The sequence below is a fragment of the Streptomyces sp. NPDC093586 genome, assembly GCF_044764905.1.
GTDB lineage: Bacteria > Actinomycetota > Actinomycetes > Streptomycetales > Streptomycetaceae > Streptomyces.
The window spans coordinates 1-25,618 of record NZ_JBIWJA010000058.1 but is presented as its reverse complement, the minus strand read 5'-3'; the positions used below and the strand labels follow the sequence as shown (position 1 = coordinate 25,618).

Annotated in this window: 20 protein-coding genes; 8 read left to right on the top strand and 12 right to left on the bottom strand. The window is 73.4% G+C overall.

Annotation, left to right across the window (positions count from 1 at the left end; all coding sequences use genetic code 11):
• Positions 1-97 precede the first annotated feature (97 nt).
• The 5 genes from manA to ACIRFH_RS34435 form a co-directional block, all read right to left on the bottom strand.
• Positions 98-1,249: a mannose-6-phosphate isomerase, class I gene (manA, locus tag ACIRFH_RS34455; protein ID WP_403529839.1), complete on the bottom strand. Its 1,152-nt coding sequence runs from the start codon at positions 1,247-1,249 to the stop codon at positions 98-100.
• 61 nt (positions 1,250-1,310) lie between these two features.
• Entirely contained in the window at positions 1,311-2,438 is a 1,128-nt protein-coding gene (locus ACIRFH_RS34450) for an SIS domain-containing protein (protein WP_403529836.1), read from the bottom strand.
• Between the two features lie 64 nt (positions 2,439-2,502).
• Positions 2,503-2,673, bottom strand: coding sequence for a Trm112 family protein (locus ACIRFH_RS34445; protein ID WP_216725222.1), 171 nt, complete (start codon positions 2,671-2,673; stop codon positions 2,503-2,505).
• A gap of 364 nt (positions 2,674-3,037) precedes the next feature.
• Positions 3,038-4,402 (bottom strand): phosphomannomutase/phosphoglucomutase, encoded by a 1,365-nt coding sequence (locus tag ACIRFH_RS34440; RefSeq protein WP_403529833.1) that lies wholly within the window; start codon positions 4,400-4,402, stop codon positions 3,038-3,040.
• 121 nt (positions 4,403-4,523) lie between these two features.
• Positions 4,524-4,898: a DUF3499 domain-containing protein gene (locus ACIRFH_RS34435; protein ID WP_403529830.1), complete on the bottom strand. Its 375-nt coding sequence runs from the start codon at positions 4,896-4,898 to the stop codon at positions 4,524-4,526.
• 343 nt (positions 4,899-5,241) lie between these two features.
• On the opposite strand from ACIRFH_RS34435, the gene ACIRFH_RS34430 reads away from it, so the two are divergent.
• The gene (locus ACIRFH_RS34430) at positions 5,242-5,694 is read left to right on the top strand and encodes a metallopeptidase family protein (protein ID WP_403529856.1); all 453 of its coding nucleotides are present in this window, start codon (positions 5,242-5,244) and stop codon (positions 5,692-5,694) included.
• A 43-nt stretch (positions 5,695-5,737) separates the two neighbouring features.
• On the opposite strand, the gene ACIRFH_RS34425 is transcribed toward ACIRFH_RS34430, so the two are convergent.
• The 3 genes from ACIRFH_RS34425 to ACIRFH_RS34415 form a co-directional block, all read right to left on the bottom strand.
• Entirely contained in the window at positions 5,738-7,225 is a 1,488-nt protein-coding gene (locus tag ACIRFH_RS34425) for a DUF5719 family protein (protein WP_403529827.1), read from the bottom strand.
• Positions 7,222-10,941, bottom strand: coding sequence for a glycosyltransferase family 2 protein (locus tag ACIRFH_RS34420; protein WP_403529825.1), 3,720 nt, complete (start codon positions 10,939-10,941; stop codon positions 7,222-7,224). Before ACIRFH_RS34420 ends, ACIRFH_RS34425 begins: the two co-directional genes overlap by 4 nt.
• A 287-nt stretch (positions 10,942-11,228) precedes the next feature.
• Entirely contained in the window at positions 11,229-11,492 is a 264-nt protein-coding gene (locus ACIRFH_RS34415; RefSeq protein ID WP_403529822.1) for a WhiB family transcriptional regulator, read from the bottom strand.
• A gap of 692 nt (positions 11,493-12,184) precedes the next feature.
• Between ACIRFH_RS34415 and ACIRFH_RS34410 the strand changes: the two genes are divergently transcribed.
• From ACIRFH_RS34410 to ACIRFH_RS34395, 4 genes are all read left to right on the top strand, one after another.
• The gene (locus ACIRFH_RS34410) at positions 12,185-12,706 is read left to right on the top strand and encodes a cysteine dioxygenase (protein WP_403529819.1); all 522 of its coding nucleotides are present in this window, start codon (positions 12,185-12,187) and stop codon (positions 12,704-12,706) included.
• 103 nt (positions 12,707-12,809) lie between these two features.
• Positions 12,810-13,769: a 2-phospho-L-lactate transferase gene (cofD, locus tag ACIRFH_RS34405; protein ID WP_403529816.1), complete on the top strand. Its 960-nt coding sequence runs from the start codon at positions 12,810-12,812 to the stop codon at positions 13,767-13,769.
• Complete coding sequence (locus ACIRFH_RS34400; protein WP_403529813.1) at positions 13,766-15,073, top strand: coenzyme F420-0:L-glutamate ligase; 1,308 nt, start codon at positions 13,766-13,768, stop codon at positions 15,071-15,073. The genes cofD and ACIRFH_RS34400 overlap by 4 nt, the downstream gene beginning before the upstream one ends.
• 81 nt (positions 15,074-15,154) lie before the next feature.
• Positions 15,155-16,156, top strand: coding sequence for a DNA-3-methyladenine glycosylase family protein (locus ACIRFH_RS34395; RefSeq protein ID WP_403529810.1), 1,002 nt, complete (start codon positions 15,155-15,157; stop codon positions 16,154-16,156).
• A gap of 165 nt (positions 16,157-16,321) precedes the next feature.
• Here the strand turns inward: ACIRFH_RS34395 and ACIRFH_RS34390 are convergent, their stop codons facing one another.
• From ACIRFH_RS34390 to ACIRFH_RS34375, 4 genes are all read right to left on the bottom strand, one after another.
• On the bottom strand, positions 16,322-17,221 hold the full coding sequence (locus ACIRFH_RS34390) for an IS5 family transposase (protein ID WP_403529807.1): 900 nt from the start codon (positions 17,219-17,221) through the stop codon (positions 16,322-16,324).
• Positions 17,222-17,235: 14 nt separating this feature from the next.
• Entirely contained in the window at positions 17,236-18,087 is an 852-nt protein-coding gene (locus ACIRFH_RS34385) for a methyltransferase domain-containing protein (protein WP_403529804.1), read from the bottom strand.
• 606 nt (positions 18,088-18,693) lie between these two features.
• Entirely contained in the window at positions 18,694-19,779 is a 1,086-nt protein-coding gene (locus tag ACIRFH_RS34380; RefSeq protein WP_403529802.1) for a sugar phosphate nucleotidyltransferase, read from the bottom strand.
• 103 nt (positions 19,780-19,882) lie between these two features.
• A complete protein-coding gene (locus tag ACIRFH_RS34375; RefSeq protein WP_403529799.1) occupies positions 19,883-21,400 on the bottom strand; it encodes a peptidoglycan recognition protein in 1,518 nt (505 codons plus the stop codon).
• 139 nt (positions 21,401-21,539) lie between these two features.
• Here ACIRFH_RS34375 and ACIRFH_RS34370 point away from each other — a divergent pair, with 139 nt between their 5' ends.
• From ACIRFH_RS34370 to ACIRFH_RS34360, 3 genes are all read left to right on the top strand, one after another.
• Positions 21,540-22,304, top strand: coding sequence for a TIGR03089 family protein (locus tag ACIRFH_RS34370; RefSeq protein ID WP_403529797.1), 765 nt, complete (start codon positions 21,540-21,542; stop codon positions 22,302-22,304).
• Between the two features lie 494 nt (positions 22,305-22,798).
• Positions 22,799-24,004: an LCP family protein gene (locus ACIRFH_RS34365; protein WP_403529794.1), complete on the top strand. Its 1,206-nt coding sequence runs from the start codon at positions 22,799-22,801 to the stop codon at positions 24,002-24,004.
• A 261-nt stretch (positions 24,005-24,265) separates the two neighbouring features.
• Positions 24,266-25,618, top strand: a 1,353-nt coding sequence (locus tag ACIRFH_RS34360; protein ID WP_403529791.1) for an LCP family protein, incomplete at its 3' end; no start/stop codon positions are given.

Below are 25,618 nucleotides of genomic sequence, written 5' to 3'. Positions count from 1 at the left end.
AGGCTGGGCCGGTACCGGCTTTGCCCGTCCTTTGCGGTGGGTCATTGTTGCAGTCCGGCCGGGCGCCGGTGCGCCTGACCGGGTTGCCGCGTTCCCGTCAGACACGCACGGTGGCCCGGAAGACGGTTCCGGTACCGGACACTTCGGCCTTTTCGCCCGCCGGGACGAAGACGGACCGGCCGGGGGTCAGGTCGTGCTCGCCCGCCCGTACGGAGCCCGCCGTGCAGAGCAGGATCTGCGGGGCGTGGCGGGTGAGGTCGCGGGGGGCGGTGCCCTCGGCGAGGACGTGGCGGGAGAGGCGGAACTCGTCGATGGGGGTGTCGTAGACCTCTTCGCCGTCGGGGGACGCCTCCGGGCGCAGGACGCCGGGGTCGCCGGGCTCGAAGCGGACGATGCGCAGGAGTTCGGGGACGTCGACGTGCTTGGGGGTCAGGCCGCAGCGCAGGACGTTGTCGGAGTTGGCCATGATCTCGACGCCGAGGCCGGTCAGGTAGGCGTGCGGGATGCCGGCGCCCAGATACAGGGCCTCGCCGGGCTGGAGCCGGACGTGGTTGAGGAGCAGGGCGGCGAGGACGCCGGGGTCGCCCGGGTAGTGGTGGGCTATGCCGGCGTAGGGCGCGTAGGCGCCGCCGAGGCGTTCGCAGGCGGCCGCGGTCTCGGCGACCGTGCGGGACATCTCCTCGGGGTCGGCGGTGAGGATCGCGGTGAGGGCCTCGCGCAGGGCGGCGTCCTCGGGGTGGGCGCGGAGCAGGTCGGCGTAGGGCTTGAGGGAGTCGACGCCGAGGCCGTCGAGGAGGCCGGCGGTCTCGACGGGGGCCCGGAAGCCGCACAGGCCGTCGAACTCGGTGAGGGCGCAGATCAGTTCGGGCTTGTGGTTGGCGTCCTTGTAGTTGCGGTGCGGGGCGTCCAGGGGGACGCCGCGGCGTTCCTCGTCCTCGTAGCCCTGCTTGGCCTGCGTCAGATCGGGGTGGACCTGGAGGGAGAGCGGGGCGCCCGCGGCGAGGAGCTTGAGGAGGAACGGCAGGCGCGGGCCGAACCGGGCGACGGAGGCGGGGCCCAGTTCCTTCTCCGGGTCGGCGGCGACGACATCCGCGAGGGTGCCCCGGTCGGTGCGGGAGGGGGCACCGGGGTGGGCTCCCATCCACATCTCCGCCTGCGGTTCGCCGGTCGGCTCGGTGCCGAGCAGGGTCGGGATCGCGGTGGTGGAACCCCAGGCGTAGGGGCGGACGGTGTTGTCGAGGCGGTCCATGGGCTCTCTCTGCCGGTGTGTGCGCGGTGCGTGTTCTGGTGCGAGTCCTGCGGATACGGGATCAGGCGCCGGAGGCGAGCGCCAGATAAACGGCGGCGAAGTCCGTGATGGCGATCAGTTCGGCGAGGGTCTCCAGTTCGCCGCCCGCCTCCGGCTCGAGCTCGCTGATCGGCGTGTCGTGGCCGAGGGCCAGGTCACGGGCGGCGGGGGCGGCGGTGAGGCCGCCGCTGGGGCGGTCGCGCAGCAGCACCACGCGCGCGTGCAGGGCGGGTGCCTCGTCGACGCGGTCGCGGAAGAAGTCGTCGGGGTCCGCGGCGGCGGCGAGGCGGCCGGCGAGCAGGGCGGCGTGCGCCGCGAGTGCCTCGGGCAGTTCGGCGACGACCGCGGGGGCGCCGGAGAGTTCGGCGAGCGCGGCGGCGAAGCGGCGGCCCGCCGGTCCGGCGGAGGTGCCCTCGGTCCAGACGACGGGCAGGGAGTCGGCCAGCTCGGCCGCCAGGGTCTTGGCGGGGTTGCTGTACGTCACGATGGCGGGCCCGCAGCGTTCGGCGACCTGGTCGAGGCGGTCGGCGACCTTCTCCAGGGCCTCGGGCGGCGCTTCCAGCAGGCCGGTGCGGTCCAGCAGGGCCAGCAGCGGGGTGAGCAGCGCCCACAGGACGCCGGGGGCGGCCCCGGCGAGGGGCTCGTCGTGGTCGTAGGGGGTGGTCGCCATCGGGATGAACAGGCCGTGGGAGCCGTTCACCGACTCGCTGAGCGGGGAGCGGTCGGGGGCCACGGCGACGACCGTGCAGCCGCGGCGGTAGGCCTGTTCGGCGAGCAGGGAGAGGCCGGGTTCGGTGCCGTCGGGGGTGGCGATCAGCAGCAGGTCCACGGAACCGGCCCAGCCGGGCAGTTCCCAGCGCAGGGCGCCCGCGGCGGCCGCCACGCCGGTGGGGGCGAGGCGGGTGACGGGGCTGCCGGCGCCGGCCAGGGTGCCGAGGAGGTCGGCGGCGTGGGTGGCGGCGGCTCCGGGGCCGGCGATGAGGACGGCGCGGGGGCGGCCGTCCGGTTCGAGGGCTCCGACGCCGGCCTCGGCGGCGAGCCGGGCGGCGGTGCGTACGCGGGCACCGGCCTCGGCGGCGCCGCGGAGCAGGCCGCGCCGGTCGGCCTCGGCGAGGCCCTCCGGGGCGTCGAGGAGCGATTCGTCGAGCATGGCGGCAGTCTCCGATCGCCGGGGCGTTCGTTCGGTTGCGCGGGCGCGGCGCCTGGCCGGCGGGTCAGCCGGGGCGGCGGGCCTCGTCGACGAGGAGGACGGGGATGCCGTCGCGGACCGGGTACGCCAGGCCGCAGTCCTGGCCGGTGCAGATCAGCTCCGCGTCCTGCTCCTTGAGGGGGGCGTGGCAGGCCGGGCAGGCGAGGATCTCCAGGAGGCCGGCTTCGAGCGGCATGGGCGTTCCTTCCGGGGGTGGTGGGGCGTGTGTGGATGTGCTGGTCAGGGTACCGCCGGTCGTGGGGCGGTGTCGGGGTCCGGTGGATGTGCGCTACCCGGCGCCGGTGCCCGGGACAGGTCGCGTGGCCCGGCGCCACGGGATGCCGCTGCCCCCACCCGTGCCGCTGGGGTGGCACGGGTGGGGGCAGCTACGGCGGCGGCACGGCGACTGTCCGCGGCTGGGGCGGCCGCTGGTCGTGGCTAGTACCGCGGCAGGCGACGTTCGCCCGGTGAGGAGCGGCGTCCGGTGCGTGCTCTGGGGGCACCCCCTCCGGGGGAGCGTGCCGGGTGCCGCGACGGGACGCACGTCGCCTGTCGCGGCACTAGCTCCGGATGATCGCCAGTGCCTCGTCGCGCACCTTCGTCATCGTCGCCTCGTCGCGTGCCTCCGCGTTCAGGCGCAGCAGTGGCTCCGTGTTGGACGGGCGGACGTTGAACCACCAGTCGGCCGCGGTGACGGTCAGGCCGTCGAGTTCGTCGAGGGTGACGCCGTCGCGGCCCTCGTACGCGGCGCGGATCGCGGCGAGGCGGGCCGCTTGGTCGGCGACGGTGGAGTTGATCTCGCCCGAGCCGGCGTAGCGGTCGTACTGGGCGACGAGGGAGGTCAGCGGGCCGTCCTGCTCGCCGAGGGCGGCGAGGACGTGGAGGGCGGCCAGCATGCCCGTGTCGGCGTTCCAGAAGTCACGGAAGTAGTAGTGCGCGGAGTGCTCGCCGCCGAAGAGGGCGCCGGTCCTGGCCATCTCGGCCTTGATGAAGGAGTGGCCCACGCGCGTGCGTGCCGGTGTGCCGCCGTTCTCCCGCACGACCTCGGGCACGGACCAGGAGGTGATCAGGTTGTGGATGACGGTGCCCTTGCCGCCGTTGCGGGCGAGTTCGCGGGCGGCCACGAGGGCGGTGACCGCGGACGGGGAGACCGGGTCGCCGTTCTGGTCGACGACGAAGCAGCGGTCGGCGTCGCCGTCGAAGGCGAGACCGAGATCGGCGCCCTCCTCGCGGACGCGCTTCTGGAGGTCGACGAGGTTGGCCGGGTCGAGCGGGTTGGCCTCGTGGTTGGGGAAGGTGCCGTCCAGTTCGAAGTACATCGGCACCAGGTCGAGGGGCAGGCCGGCGAAGACCGAGGGGACGGTGTGGCCGCCCATGCCGTTGCCCGCGTCGACGACGACCTTCAGGGGGCGGATGGCCGTGAGGTCGACGAGGGAGCGCAGGTGGGCCGCGTAGTCGGCGAGCGTGTCGCGCCGGGTAACGGCGCCCGGGCGGGGGGACGGCTCCGGGGCACCGGACGTGCTCCAGCGCTCCACGAGGGCGCGGATCTCCGCGAGGCCCGTGTCCTGGCCGACGGGGGCGGCACCGGCGCGGCAGAGCTTGATGCCGTTGTACCGGGCGGGGTTGTGCGAGGCCGTGAACATGGCGCCCGGCAGGTCCAGCGCGCCGGAGGCGTAGTACAGCTGGTCGGTGGAGCACAGGCCGATCGCGGTCACGTCGGCGCCGTGGGCCGCCGCCCCGCGCGCGAAGGCGCCGGACAGGCCCGGGGACGAGGGCCGCATGTCGTGGCCGACCACGATGGCGTCCGCGCCGGTCAGCTCGACGAAGGCCGCGCCGAACAGCTCGGCCAGCGACTCGTCCCACTGGTCCGGGACCACACCGCGTACGTCGTACGCCTTCACGATCTGCGACAGATCAGCAGCCACGGCCAACCTTCCTGAAAGTCCTGTCGGAGCCCACAAACTACCCGTACGCACCGGCACGGGTCAGGGGAGCGTCCGGCCCGGGGCCGGCACGGGCCGTCCGGCCGCGCTCAGGAGGGCGGGGTCAGTTGTCCGGCGAGCGCAGGACGCGCAGGTGGCCGCGGCGCGCGACCTCCATCGGGCCGGCCGGACGCGTCCCGCCGCCGGCTCCCGCCGCGCGCTCCTGGGGGCGGGCGGCCTCACGCACCGCGTTGGCGAGCGCTTCCAGGTCGTCGCCGCTGGGGCGGGCCGGGGCCGAACCGTCGAGGAGCCGGACGACCTCCCAGCCGCGCGGGGCGGTGAGGCGCTCGGAGTGCTCGGCGCACAGGTCGTAGCAGTGGGGTTCGGCGTAGGTGGCGAGCGGGCCGAGGACCGCGGTCGAGTCGGCGTAGACGTACGTCAGCGTCGCGACGGCGGGACGGCCGCAGGCGGTGCGCGAACAGCGACGTACAGGGCTCACGATGTTGGACGGTACCGCACTCTTGAGCGGGCCGCGACGATCCCCCGCCAGGTCACACCACCGTGTCGCGATGTGAGACGGGTCACGCCCGTTGCCGAGCGTGCCCGTCTGACCTGCATAGACGCCGTTTTTCGGCATGCCGGACAGGCGTGCGGGCGGTCATAAGCTGATACAAACAGCGACATTTGCCATGAGATCCACGGTCACGGAGAGATACGGAATCGAGTCCGGTCTTGGCCGGAAAGGCCGTCCGGCGGTGTGTGGTCCGGGGTGTCGCGGCGGTACCCGGTGTGTCGTGCGGGGTCCGGCGCGCAAAGGCGGCGGGGACTACCCTTCACCAGTGATGGACAACCCCCTGACCCCCCGTGAGGCCGGCCGCCCGGGACCCCGCCGTCGTGATCGCCACGGCCGGGGTATGCGCGGCCCGATCGCACCGCCGCAGGTGCCGCTCGCCGCCAGTCGCGCCGATCTGTTCGCGGACCTGGTGCAGGACTCCGTCGACCGTCTGGAGCGGCGGTGGCCGCAGCTCGCCGACATCGATTTCCACGTCCTCGACGTGCCGCGGCTGGACGGGGCCGGACAGGCCTGGAACGACGAGGCGGTGCCGCTGGGCGGCACGGTGCCCGCGCGGGACGGCCGGCGGGGGCGGGTGGTCGTCTACCGGCGGCCCGTCGAGATCCGCGCGAAGGGGCGGGACGAGCGGGCGGCGCTGGTGCACGAGGTGGTCGTCGAGCAGGTCGCGGAGCTGCTCGGGCTCACGCCGGAGACGGTGGACCCGCGGTACGGGGAGGACTGAGGGACGGCCCGGGGCCGGCCGGACGGGACCGGCCGGGGGCTCGTCACCTCTGCAGCACCGACAGGTCCTCCTCCGCCCGCGGGACCGCCACCATGCCCCGGTCGTCCGGGAGGGTCTGCACCGTGAAGGCCGCCGCGTCGTCGTCCTCCGGCTGCGTCAGCGTGCGGGCCGCGTACACGGGACCGCCGGAAACGGGCTCGACCGTCAGCGCGTAGGTGCCCTTCAGACCGGCCGGGACGGGCAGCTGGACGTCCTGGGTGGTGCCGCCCTTGATCGTGTACGTCCGGGACGCCGCCGTACCGCCCTCGCTGCCCGCCGACGCCGTGACCTTCACCTGCGCGGTCTTCCCCGGCGCGGCCAGGGACAGGGTCGTGCCCTTGGCACGGTTGTCCGCCGAGGTCGCGCGCGTCCCGACCGGGCCGGAGGCCGGGATGAACGCCGTCTCCTGCGCCGCGCCCTTGCCCCGCACCACCCGCAGCGCGGCCACCACCGGCACGGACCGGCCCGTCGGCGTCAGCACCAGCGACCCCGCCTCGCCGCGCGTGACCTCGCCGAGGTCGACGCCCGTCGTCATGCCCGCCTTGACGCGCACGGTCTCGTGCCCGGCAGGCGTGATCAGCCCGGTCGGTGAGGCGAGTTGCACCTTCAGGTCGGCGTCGGTGTCGCCGGGCGTGAACAGCACCAGGCGTACGGCCGTGGCGTCCTTGGGGATGCCCGGCAGCACCAGGCTGTCCGCCGGGTCCGCGGCCGCGGCCAGCCAGTCGCCGCCGGTCTTGTCGCCGAGAGCCTGCACCGCGGCGCCGACCCGGCCGCTGCGCACGCCGACGTGCACGGTGAGATCGCTCTCCTGCGCGTCGCTGAGCGTGGACAGCAGGATCGACTCGCCGGCGTGGGCGGGCACCGTGATGCCGTCCGCCACCGTCGACTTCACGGCGCCGTCCTTGCCGTAGAGCTCGATGTCGACGACGGCCGCCGAGTCGTCGGGGTTCGTCAGGTGCACGTAGTCGGTGCGGTCGGCCGTCGTGGCGGCGCCGGGGAACCAGAACTGCGTGTCCGGCGCTGTGCAGTTGACGCCCAGCAGTCCGCGGCCCGTGCCGGCGGCGACCTCCGTGGTCTGCTGCACCGTCCAGCCGGGGGCGTGACTCCCCTCCGCCGTACCGACGAACGCGGGTGTGTCGGCGCCGGTGGTCTCCGCGGTGACCGGCGTACCGGGGGCCTTCGGCTGGACGACGGGCTTTCCGGCCTTCCCGTCGCCCTTTCCGCCCGGCTTCGCCGCGGCGGGGGCGAGCTGGGCCTTGCCCTTGCCGTCGGTGCCCTTGGTGACGGGCGTGAACGACGTGTACGTCGTCTCGGCCAGGTCGGAGGTGCTGGGCGCCGGGCACAGCAGGCTGGTCCGCTCCACGGGCAGCCGCGCGGCCGCCGCGCCGACGGGGTCCGCGCCGGAGGCGTCCGGCGTGGACAGTGCCGCGAATCCGGTGACGGCGGCGAGCGCGGTGGCGCCGGCGATCAGGGACAGGGTGGTGCGGTTCACTGCTGGCTCCCGTCGGGACGCTCACTGCCCGTGCCGTGGGGCTGGTGGGCCTGGGAAGGGTCGTACGGCGCGTCGTGACCGCCCTGGCCGTACGCCGGGTCGTAGGTGGCGGCCTGGGTCAGGTCGCCGTACGCGTACGTGGTGTACTGGCCCGCCTCGTACGGGCCGTCCTGGGCGACCTGGTAGGCGTCCGCCGGGTACGGCTGCTGCCCGTAGGCGGCCGGGTCGTACTGCTGGGCGTCCTGGTACTGCTCGCCGCCGTACGTGCCGTAGGTGCCGTACCCGGCTCCCGGGTCACCGGCCTGTTCCCATGCGCCCGGCGCCTGCTGCGGGATCGTCACCGGCGGCTCCTGCGGCGGCGCGGGGGGCGCGGCGGGGTCCGCCGTCCCGGCCTGTGCCTCGGTCTCGTCGCCGGCCTGCGCCTCCGCGTCGGCCTCCGCCTGGGCCCGCAGCCGGCGTGCCCGGCGTCCCTCGCCGGCGACCGCCTGGGCGGGGACGACCGGCTCGTCGGGCAGGTCGTCGTCGACGTCACGGCGTCGGCCGGGCAGGGCGAGGACCACCAGGACGACGGCGAGCAGGCCCTGGGCCCACAGCCAGGCGGTGTGGGTGAACGGGTCCTCGTAGGTGACGTCCAGCCTGCCGCCCGAGGCGGGGAGTTCGAAGCCCTGTGCCCAGCCGTCGACCGTGGTGCGGGTGAGCGGCTTGCCGTCGAGGGTGGCCGTCCAGCCGTCGGCGGCGGAGTCGGCGAGCCGCAGCACGCGGCCCTCGGTGCCGGACGGGATCTTCGTGTGGATCTCCACGGGCCCGGCGGCGACCGGCTGCGGCTCGCCAGTGGCGGTGCCGTGGCCGGACACGATGGTCGCGCGCGCGACGTCCCGGCCGACCTGCCACAGCCCGCTGCCGTCCTGCTGGCTGAGCCGCCTCAGGCCCGGCGTGGCGTCCAGGACGCGGACGATGTCGTGGGGCGCCCCCTTGTGCACGAGCACGTAGCGCACGGCGAAGCCGCCGAGCTGGCCGGCCTGGTCGGCGCCGGAGCCGGCCACGAGGTTGGCGACGACCTTGTCGAGCCCGCTGCCGCCTCCGTCGGCGGCCAGTTCGCCGTCGCCGAGGCGGACCCCGGCCCCGCGGACCAGCATGTAGCTCACATGGGCGGCGGAGTCGCTGTCGAGGACGAGGGTGCGGGCCTGGTCGCGGGTGACGCTGTCCTCGGCGACGAACGCGGGGACCTGCACGGGATCGCGTCGCTCCAGGGGCCCGTCGGCGCCGTCGGTCATCCAGCCGACGGCGGCGATCAGCGGGCCGACGGCCGCGGCGAGGGCGATGAGCGCGGCGACCGGCTGGCGCCAGCCGAAGCTCTGCTCGGCCACGCGCGCGCGTGCGCCGTCGGCGCCCAGGGCGGCGGCGGACAGCAGGGCGAGGCCGTAGACGAGGGTGGCGGGGCCCGCCCAGGCGGAGCGGTTCGACAGGACCGCGAGGACGAGGGCGACCAGCGCGACGGCCCAGGCCGTCCGGATGGCGGGCTGCCGCTCGGAGCGCAGCAGGGCGGCCAGCGCGGCGGCCACGATGCCGATGAGGACCAGCCCGCCGACCGTGCCGGGGCCGCCGGGGCTGGCGCCGAGCAGGTCGAGCGGGGAGGCGGCCGAGGAGCCGTACTCCAGGCCGGCCTCGTCGAGGAAGCCGGACGGGAACAGCGTCAGCGACCAGGGCGCGAGCAGCAGCAGGGGGGTGCCGAGCTGGGCGAGCAGGCGCGGCCCGTACGCCGTGATGTCGCCGCGGCGCAGGACCAGGACGCCGATGCCGAGCAGCAGCGCGATGGGCCACACGACGGGCGTGAAGGCGGTGGTGACGGTCAGCAGCAGCGCGTACGCCCAGGTGGCGCGCCAGCTGCCGCGCGCGCCGGACCGGCCGGTCAGCCCGGCGGCCGCGACGCCCGCGCGCGCGGCGAGCGGGAGCAGCACGGCGAGGACGGCGGTGCCGATGCGGCCGCCGGCGAGTGCGCCGGTGGCGGCGGGCAGGAAGGCGTAGGCGACGGCCGCCCACGCGCGCAGCAGCCGGGAGGGCACGAGCGGGCGGGAGGCGAAGTACGCGGTGACACCGGCCAGCGGCACCGAGCAGACCAGCAGCAGGGTGACGGCCAGCCCGGTGGAGCCGAGCAGGACGGAGGCGAGCGTGGCGACGATCGCCAGGTAGGGCGGTGCGGAGGCGGTGCCGCCGGTGCCCACGGTGTGCCAGGTGTCCACGTACCGCGACCACAGCTCGCCGGCGCCGTCCGGGGCGGGCAGCAGCGCGCCGCCCGCCAGTGCGCCGCCGCCGAGGAGTGCGCGGCAGGCGGTCAGGGAGACGAGCATCAGCACCAGGAAGAGCACCGGGCCGGGTTTGCGGGCGATGCGCTTGAGGCGGGCGAACTGCTCGATCTCGAGGAAGTCGGCGTCGTCGCCGCCCGGGCCGGACTCGATGGCGCCGCCGTGCCGCCCGGCGCCCGTGGCCGCTTCGGCGTCGGAGCTGCCGGCGAGACTGCCCGCGATCTGTTCGACGGTGACGCGGATGGTCGCGCCGGGGGGCGGGAACAGGGAGCGCAGTTCGTCCTTGCCGACCTGCGGGCGCCCGCGTTCGCGCCGTCCCGCGACGATGCGCTCGGGCCGCAGCAGGACGCCCAGCAGGCCCCGGATCTCGTCCAGCGCCTGTCCGGGGGCCTTGCCGACGAGGTAGGCGAGGGTCCGCAGCAGGGTGCCGACCACGAGGCGCAGCAGCACCCAGGGCAGGGCGGCGGTGCGGACGTTGACGAGGAGGGTGTGGACGGCGCCGGCCTTGTCCACCTTGTGCGGGGAGGCGGTGGCGCGGCCCGCGCAGTCGACGGCACGGCGTTCGCGGGAGGCCGCCTCGGCGTGGCGTACGACCGCCTCCGGGGCGACCAGGACGCGCAGGCCGGCGGCGTGCGCGCGCCAGCACAGGTCGACGTCGTCGCGCATCAGGGGCAGCCGGCGGTCGAACCCGCCGAGCCGCTCGAAGACGTCACGCCGGATCAGCATGCCGGCGGTGGACACCGACAGGACGGACCGGACGTGGTCGTGCTGGCCCTGGTCCTGTTCACGACGGTCCAGGCCGGTCCAGCGGCGGCCGGAGTTGGCGATGGAGACGCCGACCTCCAGCAGTTGCCGGCGGTCGTACCAACCACGGAGTTTGGGACCGACGACGGCGACGTCCTCGCGGCCGAGGTCGTACTCGTTGTCCACGACGCGCAGCAGCTGGGCCAGGGCGTCGGGTTCGGGGGCGCAGTCGTCGTGCAGCAGCCACAGCCACTGCACCGGTTCTCCGTGCGGACGTTCGGGCAGGTCGTAGGCGTCGTCGCGCCAGGCGCGCGTGGCGGGATCCCAGCCGCTGGGCCGCCGCAGGTACGACAGGTCCTCGGCGGTGAGGAGCGGTGCGGTGCGCGCGGCCTCCGCGACGGCCTGACCGAAGCCGGTGCGCCGGGCGAGGTGCAGCACGCGGTCGTCACCGAGGGCCTCGGTGACCAGCCGGGCGGAGTCGTCGGCGCTGCCGGTGTCGGCGGCCACGGCGTACTGGACGGGGCGCTCCTGGCCGAGCAGCCCGGCGAGCGCGTCGGGCAGCCAGCGGGCTCCGTCGTGGGAGACGAGGACCGCGGTCACCACGTGGCGCGGGAACTCAGGTGCGGCAGCGGGGTCTTGCTGGGCTGCCGTGTGGCTGTGCACGGACATCGAGGTACGGGCCCCGGTTCGATGGACTGCGGTGGACACCCGTGCCTGTGGGGAACGGCGGGGCGTCTCGGACGAGCGCCCACACTATCGGCAGATCGAACGGGGCGGCGCGGAGCGCCTCGTCGAGAGGTGCGACCGGGAGCCGGGCGGACATGACGGCGGCCCGCCGCCTGTGGACAACCCACCTGCGAGGGGCCGTTCATACCGTGGTGCACGTGGGGGACGCGTCGCCCGTCGGACGGTGGGTCGGACGCTGGAGCGGACGCCGCGTCAGGTGGCGGTCCTCTTCAGACGGCGGCCTTCTTCAGACGACGGCGTTCCCGCTCGGACAGGCCGCCCCAGATGCCGAAACGCTCGTCGTGGGCGAGGGCGTACTCGAGGCACTCGGAACGGACCTCGCAGGCGAGGCAGACCTTCTTGGCCTCCCGGGTGGAGCCGCCCTTCTCGGGGAAGAAGGACTCGGGATCGGTCTGGGCGCACAGTGCGCGCTCCTGCCAGCCGAGCTCCTCGTCCTCGTCGTCGACCAGCAGTTGCTGCACCAGCTCGGTCATGTGCGCCCCTCGTCCGTCTTTCGCGTCCCCGTGATCCAGCCGTTATCGATTCCGGCTGAACGACACGAGTGAAATTACAAGTGTGCTGCTCCGGGCGAGTCAAGCCGAGATCTGCTATTGGGCCCCTTATTCACTCTGCAGAACCAAGGCTGTGCAGAAAGTGTTCAAATCGCCATAAACCTTGACGTGCCGACGAGGCCACAGGAGCCTCCGTCCCCGCACAGAGCCTGTACAGGGGAGGACGCCCCGGCGTTCGACCCCGTTCCGACACGCACGCCGAAGCGAACCGGATCACATTCGGATCACGGGATCGCAACGGAGGTCGTGCGCCCGGCTTGTGCCGCATGTGTCCCGGAACCCGCCCGAGCAAACCTTTCACCGACGAGATGAACCGGATGAGGTGAAACATGTCCCACATCACGGGCATCAAGTTGACAGTGCTGGTGTGAGCCGGTGTCCTTGTGGGCATGCTCGCGAACTTGGCACTCGCCCCGACCCGCACCGCCGGGTCCCACGGTGCTGCCCACGCTCGCTGTAGCTGTCGCCGCTGTTCCAGCTGTTGAGCCGACCACGCTCCGGCTGTCCCGGGTCCACTCGACCCGGCTGTGTGTTCCCACGCCCCGACCAGGGCGTTCCCGTGTATCGCTCCTCCCCGCGCCCCCGCACTCTTCCGCCGAGGAACCCCCGCACCCATGAACAGCGACAGTGACCTCCAGATCGCCGGCGACATCCTCGAAGTCCCGCACCTCCTCCAGGCACCGCGCGAGCACCCGGCCACCGTCGCCGAGTTCGCCGGACTGCTCCGCTCCCTCGCCGCGGACCGCTCCCAGTGGGAGCACCTCGTCCGCTACGACGCGACGACGCGCTGGTACCACCGGCTGCGCACCGGCCCCGGCTACGAGGTCTGGCTGCTGTCCTGGCTGCCGGGGCAGGGCAGCGGGCGCCACGACCACGGCCCGTCCTCCGGCGTGTGGACGGTCCTGGACGGTGCCCTGACCGAGCGCACGGAGCGCGGCACGCGCGCGCTGGGCGCGGGGACGCAGAAGGTGTTCGCGCCGGGGTACGCGCACGAGGTGGTCAACGACACGCTGGAGCCGGCGGTCAGCCTGCACGTCTACTACCCGGGCCTCACCGAGATGCCCATGCACTCCGCGCGGTGCTCGGCCGCCGCGCCCCACGACGCCGGTGCCGGAGCCGGAGCCGGGACGCTGTGACGACCGGCTGACGCGGTGTCGCGTTCCGCCTGCGAGACCGTCCCGCCCGTCGCCCGGCCACCACTCCTCAACGAGTCGGCCCGACGGCTGACACACTGTTTCCATGCGCATTGTGGTTCTGGCAGGCGGCATCGGTGGTGCCCGGTTCCTGCGTGGTCTGAAGCGGGCCGCGCCGGACGCGGACATCACGGTCATCGGCAACACCGGCGACGACATCCACCTCTTCGGGCTGAAGGTCTGCCCGGACCTCGACACGGTGATGTACACGCTCGGCGGCGGCATCGACGAGGAGCAGGGCTGGGGGCGGGCCGACGAGACCTTCCACCTCAAGGAGGAGCTCGCGGCCTACGGCGTCGGGCCGGAGTGGTTCGGTCTGGGCGACCGGGACTTCGCCACGCACATCGTGCGGACACAGATGATCACCGCCGGATATCCGCTCAGCGCGGTGACCGAGGCGCTGTGCGACCGCTGGAAGCCCGGCGTTCGCCTCCTGCCGATGACCGACGACCGCGTGGAGACGCACGTGGCCGTCGAACTGGACGGCGAGCGCAAGGCCGTCCACTTCCAGGAGTACTGGGTGCGGCTGCGGGCCTCGGTCCCCGCCGAGGCGGTCGTGCCGGTCGGCGCCGAGCAGGCGAAGCCGGCGCCCGGCGTCCTGGAGGCCATCGCCGAGGCGGACGTGATCCTCTTCCCGCCCTCCAACCCGGTCGTCTCGGTCGGCACGATCCTCGCGGTGCCCGGCATCCGGGAGGCGATCGCCGACGCCGGGGTGCCGGTGGTCGGCCTCTCCCCGATCGTCGGGGACGCGCCCGTGCGCGGGATGGCCGACAAGGTCCTCGCCGCGGTCGGCGTGGAGTCCACGGCCGCGGCGGTCGCCGAGCACTACGGCTCGGGGCTGCTGGACGGCTGGCTGGTCGACACGGTCGACGCGGACGCCGTCACGCGGGTCAAGGCGGCCGGCATCCTCTGCCGCGCCGTGCCGCTGATGATGACCGACGTCGACGCGGCGGCCCGGATGGCCCACGAGGCGCTGACGCTGGCGGAGGAGGTGCGTCAGGCGTGAGCGACGGTGCTCCCGGCTACCGGGTCCGGGCTCTCCCCGGCCTGCCGGAGGTGCAGCCGGGCGACGACCTGGCCAAGCTGATCGCGGCGGCCGGCCCCGGGCTGGCCGACGGGGACGTGCTCCTCGTCACCTCCAAGATCGTGTCCAAGGCGGAGGGCCGCGTCGTACGGGCCACCGACCGGGAGGCCGCGATCGACGCCGAGACCGTACGGGTGGTGGCCCGGCGCGGGGCGCTGCGCATCGTCGAGAACCGGCAGGGCCTGGTCATGGCGGCGGCCGGCGTCGACGCCTCCAACACCCCGGCCGGGACCGTGCTGCTGCTGCCCGAGGACCCGGACGCGTCCGCGCGGGCCCTTCGCGACGGCCTGCGGGACCTGCTGGGCGTCGAGGTCGGCGTGATCGTCACCGACACGTTCGGACGTCCCTGGCGGGCCGGCCTCACCGACGTGGCGATCGGCGCCGCGGGCGTACGGGTCCTCGACGACCTGCGCGGCGGCACGGACGCGCACGGCAATCCGCTCGGCGCCACCGTCGTCGCCACCGCCGACGAGCTCGCCGCCGCGGGCGACCTGGTCAAGGGCAAGGCCGCCGGGCTGCCCGTCGCCGTCGTGAGCGGACTGCCCCGGGTCGTGACCGGGGACGACGGCGAGGGGGCGCGGGCCATGGTGCGCGGCGCGCGCGACGACATGTTCCGGCTCGGCACGTCGGAGGCCGTACGGCAGGCGGTCACCCAGCGGCGTACGGTACGGGCCTTCACGGACGAGCCGGTCGATCCCGGTGCCGTACGCCGGGCGGTGGCCGCGGCGGTCACGGCGCCGGCGCCGCACCACACGACGCCGTGGCGGTTCGTGCTGCTGGAGTCCGCCGAGTCCCGTACCCGGCTGCTGGACGCGATGCGGGACGCCTGGATCGCCGACCTCAGACGGGACGGCAGGAGCGAGGAGTCCATCGCCAAGCGGGTGCGGCGCGGGGACGTGCTGCGGGGCGCGCCGTATCTCGTCGTGCCCTGCCTGGTCATGGACGGCTCGCACACCTACGGGGACGCGCGGCGCGACGGGGCCGAGCGGGAGATGTTCGTGGTCGCCACCGGCGCGGGCGTGCAGAACCTCCTCGTCGCGCTCGCCGGGGAGCGGCTGGGCTCGGCGTGGGTGTCCTCGACGATGTTCTGCCGGGACGTCGTACGGGAGGTGCTGGGGCTGCCGGCGGACTGGGACCCGATGGGTGCCGTCGCGGTCGGCCATCCCGCCGAGGAGCCGCGGCCGCGGGCGGAGCGGGACGCGGAGGCGTTCATCGAGGTGCGGTGACGCGCTCCGGCGACGCTCTACCCTCGTAGGGGCCTCTCGTTCCGCAGGGGCCTCTCCGTCTCCCGTTCCTGGGGCTTCATCGTGGCAGGACGTTTCGCTCCCCGGCCCACGCTCCCCCACGGCCTCACCGGCGTGGGAGGGGCCCCCGCACCGGTGCCCCGGCAGGCCGTCGCTTCCGGGAAGGTGCGGGTGTGGGTGCCGGACGGGCCGCTGGATCCGGGGCTGGTCCTCGGACCGCTGCGGCGCGGGCCGGGCGACCCGGCCTTCCGGACGACGCCGGACGGATCGGTGTGGCGGGCCAGCCTCACGCCCGCCGGGCCGGGCACGCTGCGGGTCTCCGCGCGCGGCGGTGAGGTGCGGGGCGAGGCCTGGGGACCGGGCGCGGAGTGGCTGCTGGAGCAGCTGCCGCGGTTGCTGGGCGCCGACGACGACCCGTCCGCGTTCGTGCCCCGGCACCGGCTGCTGGCCCACACCTCGCACCGGCGGCCGGGGCTGCGGCTGACGCGGACCGGGCTGGTGCTGGAGTCGCTGATCCCGTCGATCCTGGAGCAGAAGGTCACGACGCTGGAGGCGTACCGGGCGTGGCGGCTGCTCGTACGGAAGTACGGCGAACCGGCGCCGGGGCCCGTGGCCGGGCGGATGCACGTGATGCCGGCGCCGCGGACGTGGGCGCTGATCCCGTCCTGGGAGTGGCACCGGGCCGGTGTGGACGACAAGCGGGCCTCGACGATCCTGCGGGCCGTACGGGTCGCCGCACGGATGGAGGAGGCGGCCGGGATGGAGCCGGCGGCGGCGCGGGTGCGGCTGGAGGCCGTGCCCGGGATCGGGCCGTGGACCTCGGCGGAGACCGTGCAGCGCAGCCATGGGGCGCCGGACGCGGTGACGGTGGGGGACCTTCATCTGCCGGGGATCGTGGGGTTCGCGCTGGGCGGGGACCGGGATGCGGACGATGCGGTGATGCTGCGCCTGCTGGAGCCGTACGCCGGGCAGCGGCATCGGGCGGTCCGGCTGGTGCTGCTGAGTGGGCGGGGGCCGGGGAGGCGGGCGCCGCGGATGGCTCCGCGGGGGATCGAGAGGCTCTGACGGGGTGGTGTGCGGGGCGCGTTCTCCGGTGCCCGGGGTTGGTGTGGGCGCGGGGTGGGTTGTGCGGCCCGGCGCCACGGGTGCCGCTGCGCCCACCCGTGCCGCCCCTGGAGGTACCCCCTCTGGGGGGGGGAGGCACGACTGCCCGCAGCTAGGTCGTGTCTCTCAACTCCGTAACCAGGCGATGATTGCCGCCAGCACGGCTGCGGAGCGGTAGACGATCGCGAGTTTGTCGTAACGGGTGGCCAGGCCCCGCCACTGCTTGAGCAGGCTGAATGATCGTTCTACGAGGTTCCTGCGCTTGTAGGTCTCGGTGTCCAGAGTCCGGGGCCGTCCACCGCTGCGGCCTTTCCTCTTGCGGTTGGCCTGCTGATCGGCACGCTCGGGAATCACCGTGCGGATGCCACGGACCGCGAGGTCTGCGCGGACCTGCTTGGAGGAGTACGCCTTGTCTGCGAGCAGTGCCTCCGGTGTGGTGCGCGGCCTGCCAGGGCCAAGTCGCGGGACTCGGATGTCGCCCAGCAAGAGAGGGAGAACCTGTGCGTCGTGGACTTGGCCAGGGGTGACTACGACGGCCAACGGGCGGCCGTGGCCGTCCACGGCGTGATGGATCTTGGTGGTCAGGCCGCCACGGGATCGGCCTATGGCGTGGCCGGCTGGTTCGCGCCCGGTGGCAGGAGTTCCGCTCTTGCTGCGGCGGGTGGCGGCGCTGATGTCCGTCTCCGGCCGAGCCGTGTTCGTGGCGTGCTGGTGGGCCCGGTTGATCGTCGAGTCGACCGAGACCGTCCAATCGATCCCATTGATCGAGTCCGCCTGGGCGGTCAGTCGGACCAGAACCGTGTCCCAGGTGCCGTCGGCCGCCCACCTGCGATGGCGCCTCCACACCATCTGCCAGGGACCGAATGCTTCGCGGGGCAGATCTCTCCAGGGAATGCCCGTGCGGTATCGGTAGATGATCCCTTCGATGATGCGGCGGTGGTCGGCGAACGGGCGCCCTGCCTTCCCCGTGCTGCGGGGAAGGCAGGGCGCCAGGCGTGCCCATTGTCCGTCGGTCAGCAGACGCATGCGCCCGCTCGCGGTCACCGAGGCTGGTAGGCGGTGGCCAGCACGGAGACGGTGACCTGGTCGGGCAGGACGCCGCCGTCATTCAGGTCTGCACGACTCACGTGGCGTGCACTCGGCGTCATCGCCACCAGATCCAGGGCGTCCAGCCTGGTCAAGGACGCTGAGTACTCCACCTGTTCGGTGACGACGGCCTCGAAGAACGGGTTGAGCGCCCGGTGCAGGCGCTGTTCCTTGGCCGGGTCGATCGTGACCATCGCAGGCACCTGCCCACGCAGCTCGGCCAAGTGCCGCCCGGTGGGTCGGACCACGATCAGCCGGCCGGTCGGGCGCAGTACGCGGTGGAACTCGGCCGGGTTGCGGGGGGCGAACACGTCCAGTACGACATCGGCCGCCCCGTCGACCAGGGGGAAGGGACGGAAGACGTCCCAGGCCACCGCTGCGGCTCGGTCGTGGGCACGGGCTGCCAAGCGCAGTGCGCGCACGGATGTGTCCAGCCCCAGACCACGGGCGTCGGGCAACTGGTCGAGTACGCCGGCCAGGTAGTAGCCGGTGCCGCACCCCACGTCCACCACCGTGCCCTGCTCAGACACGGCGTCGGCCGCCAGGCGGGCCCCGACTTCGCGGATGGGCGCGTAGGTGCCGGTGGACAGGAACCGGCCCCGGGCCTCGACCATGACTGCGTCATCGCCGCTGGTGGCACGGGTGCCCGTCAGCAGGCTGGCATAGCCGTGACGGGCGATATCGAAGGTATGGCCCACCGGGCAACGCAGCGCACCGCACTCAGGGTGCAGGCGGCGCGTTCGGCACGTCGGGCAGCGAAGCAGGTGGAGGGACAGATCGAGGGCAGGGGGAAGCGACACGGGCACGAGGCACTCCTGGCAAGGGGTGAAGGGAAGGGATCGTGCCTGCGCGCTCAGAGCGTCACTGCCTCAGGAAGGAACGGGCAGCATCTGGATGTGATTCACGCAGCAGGCACACCAAGGAGGGCGACGCCGTCCGGCATCGCCCTCAGCGTCTTCCGATCACAGGAAGCAGCAGTGCGGGGTGCTCATGAATGCCACGTCACAAGTCTACGAGCCCGACGGAGCCCTCGATGTCTCCGTGCCCAAAAGTTGGGAGACACGGCCTATAGAAGGCTCATGAAGATCTTGGGGTTCTGGCCCCGCCGCGTGAGCCGCCCTCAACCTCCGCCGACTGATCAACCTCGGACTCACCCGCACAGGCAACACCTGGACGGTCAGCCCCGCCACCACCTAGGCCAAGGGGCCGCCCGGCCCACGAACCGGACAGCCCCTCAACAAGATCTTCATCAGCCTTCTAGTGCCGCAACAGGCGGCGTTCGCCCCGTCGCGGCGCCCGGCACGCTCCCCCGGAGGGGGTGCCCCCACTCGCCGCACCGGACGCCGCTCCTCACCGGGCGAACGTCGCCCGCCGCGGCACTCGGGCGGCCGGGGAGGTACGGCTGGTCGTGGTTACGACGCGTCCGAGGAGAAGCGGACCGAGGCCGGGGGTATGTGGGCGTTGCACCAGACCCGGACGCCGGAGCGGAGTTCGTTGTCGGCGCCGATGACCGCGTCGTCGCCGATGACCGTGTCCGTGAGGACCGAGCGGGTGCCGACGCGGGCCCGGGTGCCGATGAGGGAGTCGGTGATGACGGCGCCCGGTTCGATGACCGCGCCGGGGAGGATCGTGCTGCCGAAGACGCGCGCCCCCTCCGCGACGAAGGCGCCCTCCCCCACCACCGTGCCGCCGGTCAGCTTGGCGTCGGGCGCGACGGTGGCCGTGGGCAGGATCAGGCGGTCGCCGCAGCGGCCCGGTATCGCCGGGGACGGGGCGCGGCCGAGGACGAGGTCCGCCGAGCCGCGCACGAAGGCCGCCGGTGTGCCCAGGTCGAGCCAGTACGTGGAGTCGACCATGCCCTGCAGGTGCGCCCCGGTGGCGAGGAGTTCCGGGAAGGTCTCCCGTTCGACCGAGACCGGGCGGCCCGCCGGAATGGTGTCGATGACCGAGCGGCGGAAGACGTACGCCCCCGCGTTGATCTGGTCGGTGACGATCTCCTCCGGCGTCTGCGGCTTCTCCAGGAACGCCAGGACCCGGCCCGTGTCGTCCGTGGGGACCAGCCCGTACGCCCTCGGGTCCGTCACCTTCGTCAGGTGCAGGGAGACGTCCGCGCCCGTCGACTCGTGGGTGCGCACCAGCGCGCCGATGTCCAGGCCCGTCAGGATGTCGCCGTTGAAGACGAGCACCGGCTCGTCGGGACCGGAGTGCAGCCGCGACGCCACGTTGCGGATCGCGCCGCCGGTGCCGAGCGGTTCCTCCTCCGTGACGTACTCCAGGTGGAGGCCCAGGGACGAGCCGTCTCCGAAGTACGGCTCGAACACCTCCGCCAGATAGCTCGTCGCGAGCACGATGTGCTCGACGCCCGCCGCCTTCGCCCGCGCCAGCTGATGGGTGAGGAACGGCACCCCGGCCGCCCTGACCATGGGCTTGGGGGTGTGCACCGTGAGCGGGCGCAGCCGCGTGCCCTTACCGCCGACCAGGAGGATCGCTTCTGTCACCTGTCGTCTCTGCTTCCTGCCGGGACCGGCCGAACTGTCTTTCGGCCGGCCAGTGTATGCAGACCGTTCCATGGCGCCGTCGATGGCCGTGCGGGGTGCCTCCTCAGCGGCCCTGGTACTTCGCCGCCGAGGAGCGGGCCGTGCCGAGCTTGCCGTAGAGCTGCTTGCCGGGGCAGCTCGTGGCGAAGCCGTCGCGATGACCCGAGATGACGTTCAGTCGTACGTTCTTTCCCTTGCGGTAGAGGTTGCCACCACCGGACTTCAGGTATGTCTTGCCGCGCGGATTCATGCCGTGGAGACCGAGCTTCCACGCGGTGAGCCGGGCGATGGCCTTGACCGCGGCGGACGACGGCTTCTTCGAGTCGTAGGTGCCGAGGACCGCGATTCCCATGCTGTTGGAGTTGAACCCCATGGTGTGGGCACCCAGTACCGGCTTCGCCACTCCCCCGGCCCGGCCCTCGTAGATCTTTCCGCACTTGTCGACGACGAAGTTGTAGCCGATGTCCCGCCAGCCCATGCTCTTGACGTGGTAGCGGTAGATACTGCGAATGACTGACGGGGCCTGCGAACAGCTGTAGTTGTTGCCGGTGGCCGAGTGGTGCACGAAGGCCGCCTTGACCTTCTTCGTGTACACGAACTTCTTCTCGCGCAGCTTCTCGTCCGCGCCCCAGCCGCGGCGCGTGGTGATGCTCGGACGCGGGCCGATGTACGGCTTGGCCTTCTGCTGCTCCGTCAGGGTGCCGAGGGCGAGGAGCTCGCTCTCGGTCTGGGCCCGGCTCAGTGCCGGGATCTCGGTGGCGCCGAGGGGGGCGAGGCCGGCGTTGGCGGCGGAGGCGTCGAGGCCCTCGGCGGACGCGTAGGTCTCGGCGGACTCGGCGGACCCGAGGGCCTCGGCGGCCTCCACAGGTTCGGCGGCCTCGGCAGGTTCGGCGGCCTCGGCAGGTTCGACGGGGTCGGCAGGTTCGGTGGTCAGGGCGGTGGTGCGGGGGCCCTCCTCGGGGGCCGTCGCGTCCGTGGGGGGTCGCGGCGGGGCGCCCTCGCCGGGGTCGACGAGTTCGAGGCGCAGGCCGGTGGGGAGCGGGGCCGTGGCGGGGGCGGCGTCGGTGGTGCCGTCCCCGTCCCCGTCCCCGTCCGCCGCGCGCACCCGCACCTCCACGCCGTCCGACTCGCCCACCCACAGCGGTGCGGTGGCGCCGCGTACGCCGCCCGACGCGCTCTCGGCGGTGTCCGGGTCGGCGCCGTGGTCGGCGTTGTGCGTCTCGAGGTCCTGCCAGTCGGACCAGGTGCCGGTGGCGGTGGCGCGGGTGCGGACCTGGACGCGGCCGTGCAGTGCGGTGGCCGGGTCGTCCCAGACGACGCCGACCAGGGAGAAGCGCCGCGTGTCCCGGCGGGGAACGCCCTGTTGGGCGGTTCCGGGGGCGGTGGAGGCGCGGTCGCCCGCGAGGGGTGTGAGCGGCAGCGACTGGGTGCTGCCGGGGACGTACGCCCCGGCCGGTGCCGATGCCGGTGCCGATGCCGGTGCCGCTCTTCCGGTGGTCGCCGTCGCGGGCGCGGCGGTGAGCGGAAGGGCCAGCGCGGCCGCGCAGGTGACGCTTATTGAGGAAGTGAGGAATCCATGCATGCCCCTGATCCTGGACATGATCGGACAAATCTGTCCATACGGGATGTGACGGGTCGTAGGGTTTTTTCGCCCGATCCGGTGGTGGCGACGAGCCCCGTCCGACCGGGCCGCGCCTTCGGGCCCGCGTACGCTTGCGCGGGTGAACGCGACCGACCGCACCCCTGCCGACCTGCTGAGTTCCGCGCTCGCCGCGGACCCGGGACGCCCCCTGGTGACCTTCTACGACGACGCCACCGGCGAACGCGTCGAACTGTCCGTGGCCACTTTCGCCAATTGGGTGGCCAAGACCGCCAATCTGCTCCAGGACGAACTGTCCGTCGAACCCGGTGACCGGGTCGCGCTGCTGCTGCCCGCGCACTGGCAGACGGCGGTGTGGCTGCTGGCGTGCGCGTCGGTGGGTGTCGTCGCCGACGTGGCCGGTGACCCGGCGGCGGCGGACGTGGTGGTGAGCGGGCCGGAGCCGGAGACGCTGGAGGCGGCGCGGGCGTGCTCGGGACCGCGGATCGCGCTGGCGCTGCGACCGCTCGGCGGGCGGTTCGCGCCGGCCCCGCCGGAGGGCTTCGCCGATTACGCGGTGGAGGTGCCGGGGCAGGGGGACCGGTTCGTGCCGTACGTGCCGGTGGACCCGGAGGCTCCGGCGCTGATCGTGGCCGGGCGGGAGTTCAGCGGGGCGGAGATCGTGGAGCGGGCCCGGGCGGAGGCGTCGGGGCTGGGGCTCACGGGGCCGGGAGCGCGGATTCTGTCGGGGCTGCCGTACGACACGTGGGAGGGGTTGAACGCGGGGTTGTACGGGCCGTTGGCGTCGGGGGGGTCGGTGGTGCTGTGCCGGCATCTGGAGCGGGCGGGGGACGGTGTGGTGGATCAGCGGATCGAGACGGAGCGGGTGTCGGCCACGGCGCGGTGAACGTGAGCGGTTGTGGAGGTGCGGAGCGTTGGGGCGGGCATGGCGCGGCCCGGCGCTGACGGGGTGCCACCGCAGGGCGGGTGACGCGGCCCGGCGCCGACGGGGTGCCGCTTGAGGCGTGACACGGGCGGGTGACGCGGCCCGGCGCCGACGGGGTGCCGCCTGAGGCGTGACACGGGCGGGTGACGCGACCCGGCGCTGACGGGGTGCCACCCTCAGAGGGGGCGCCCCCAGCGCCCACCCGTGCCCCCCGGGGGGTGCCTCCCCGGCCGTTCAGGCACTGGGGAAGGCACGACTGCCCGCAGCCACGGCGGCCTGGGACGGCCGCGCACGGTTACGTCGGCGTACGGCGTGGCGCGGACGCTCGCGGCTGCGGTGGTGAGGGTTCGCGGGTTGGCCCGTTCGGCTCAGTCAGGCCCCGGAAGGGGTGGGGACTCGGGTCATGATCGAGGAAGCGCGGGCACGCTCGTACGGCACGAGGGGCGGAGGCAGACGTGGGCGACAGCGCAGGCGCGTCCCCCGGCGGAGCCGGGGCCCCGGGGTCGGGGGCGTCCGCGGCCGGGGACGGGCTGCGGCGCCGTCGGCGGCGCCGCCTGCGGTACGCGGGCGTCGCGGTCGCCGTGCTCGGCGTCACGGCCGCGGGCGTCGGCTGGGTGGTGTACGCCAAGCTGAGCGGGAACATCACCGCCGACGAGGCCGCGGCGGCCGAACTCGCCCGGTACGAGAAGGAGCGGCCCGCCTCGCTGGTCCGCGGCGCGCGGAACGTGCTGGTGATCGGGTCGGACTCGCGCTCCGGCGACGACAACGGGCGTTATGGGCGGGACACCGGGACCGCGCGGTCGGACACCACGATCCTGCTGCACCTCGCGGCGGGCCGGAACAGTGCCACCGCCGTCTCGGTCCCCCGCGACCTGATGGTGGACGTACCCGGCTGCCGCCGTCGGGACGGCTCCCGCACCGAGCCGGTGTTCACGCAGTTCAACTACGCCTTCGAGGCGGGCGGTTCGGCGTGCACCATCCGCACGGTGGAGAAGCTGACCGGCATTCGGATCGACCACCACGTGGTCGTCGACTTCCAGGGTTTCAAGAGGATGGTGGACGCCCTCGACGGTGTCGAGGTGTGCCTGCGCAAGCCGGTCGACGACGAGGACGCCCGGCTGAGACTGCCCGCCGGCCGGGTGACCCTCGACGGGGAACAGGCCCTCGGGTACGTCCGGGCCCGCAAATCGCTCGGTGACGGCAGCGACACCGACCGGATGGACCGGCAGCAGCGTTTCCTCGGGGCGCTCGTCGACAAGGTGCAGAGCAATCACGTCCTGCTGAATCCGGTGAAGCTCTATCCCGTACTGGACGCGGCGACGTCGTCCCTGACGACCGATCCGGGGCTGGCGAGTCTGCGGGGCGTGTACGACCTCGCGCGCGGCCTGCGGGGCATCCCCGCCGAGCGGGTGCGATTCCTGACCGTTCCCAGGAAGTCGTACGCGCGCGACGTCAATCGCGACCAACTCGTGCAGCCCGACGCCGAGAAGCTGTTCACGCGTCTGCGGACGGACGAACCGGTGGCCGTCGCGGCGCCGGCCGGGCGGGGAACAGGGGGCGGAGACGAATCCGGTTCCGCGGCCGCGCGCGGACCCGGGGGCGGCGATTCCCCGGAGCCGACGTTCAGCGGCAACACAGCGGCCGAGCACGTCTGCGAGTAAAGCGCGTTCCAAGACGGCGCAAGGCAGGGCCAAGACATGCGTCGCGGGGCGGACACTTGTCCAGGAAAAGGGTCGGATTGGCCGGTTGTAAGGATCGTCGAATACGGCACCGACGTCGCCGTACGCCGAATCGGGCGGTTAGTGTGAGCGATCCGGTGTGCCCGGCCACGAGGTTCCGTCCTGGGGTCGCGCACTGAGTGACCGAGACCGGGCGCCTGGAGGGGAAGGCGCCGCGTGGCCCCGACGGAGGATCGGACAACCGTGGACGCGCAAGGCCGTGGGCGGGCGGAGGGCTTCGACCCCGCAGACCAGTGGGTACTCAACCCGGACACCGGCGAATACGAACTGCGACTGGCCCCTTCCGCACCGCAGTCGGCGGCCCCGGAGCCCCCCGGTGCCGGCTCCGTCGGTCCGGGCCCCTCCGGCACGGCACTCACCCGCACCGCACAGGCGCCCGCCACCGCACCGGGCCCCGTGGTCCCGGGCCCGCGCAGGCGGCGTGCGGCACCCGAGGAGACGCCGCCCGGGCGGCGCGGGCGGCGGCGGCCGGCGAAGAAGAGGCCGGCGGGCAAGCGGATCCTGCTGTGGACCGGCGGCACCATGGCGTTCGTCGTCCTCGGCGCCGCGGCGGCCGGGTACCTCTACCTGGAGCACCTCAACGGCAACATCCAGTCCCTCCCCGACGACGGCGCGGGCACCGGTGGCTTCCAGAAGGACAAGGCCATCAACATCCTGCTGATCGGGACCGACAAGCGCACCGGTGCGGGCAACGAGGGCTACGGCGACGCCGGCAGCGTCGGGCACGCCGACACCAACATCCTGCTGCACGTGTCCAAGGACCGCTCCAACGCGACCGCGCTGAGCATCCCCCGCGACCTGATCGTCGACATCCCCGACTGCCCGACCACGCAGAAGGACGGGACGACGAAGGTCATCCCCGGCTCCACCGGCGCCCGCTTCAACATGAGCCTCGGCCAGGACGGCCGTACGCCCAGCTGCACCATGCGGACCGTCACCGAGCTGACCGGGATCACGCCCGACAACTTCATGGTCGCCGACTTCAACGCGGTCAAGACGCTGACCAGCGCGGTCGGCGGGGTCGAGGTGTGCCTGGCGAAGGACATCAACGACCCCGACTCGCACCTGAACCTGCCGGCGGGCAAACACACGATCGAGGGCGAACAGGCGCTGGCCTTCGTGCGCACCCGGCACTCGGTGGGTTTCGGCGGCGACCTGAGCCGCATTCAGATCCAGCAGCAGTTCCTCGGCTCGCTGATGCGCAAGCTCAAGTCGAACGACACGCTCACCAGTCCGACGAAGATGGTGAAGCTGGCGGAGGCGGGCACCAAGGCGCTGACCGTCGACGCCAAGCTGGACAGCATCGGCAAGCTGAAGGACCTCGGTCTTGAGCTGGGCAAGCTCAACACCAAGAACCTGACCTTCACCACGGTGCCGGTGGTCGACAATCCGGCCGAGAAGGTCAAGACGACGGTCGTCCTCAAGGAGCAGCCCGCCGCCGAGGTCTTCGACATGATCGCGAACGACGTCTCGTTCACCGAGGTCAAGCAGCAGGAGAAGAAGGAGGCCGCGGCCGTCGCGGCACGCCTGAAGGGC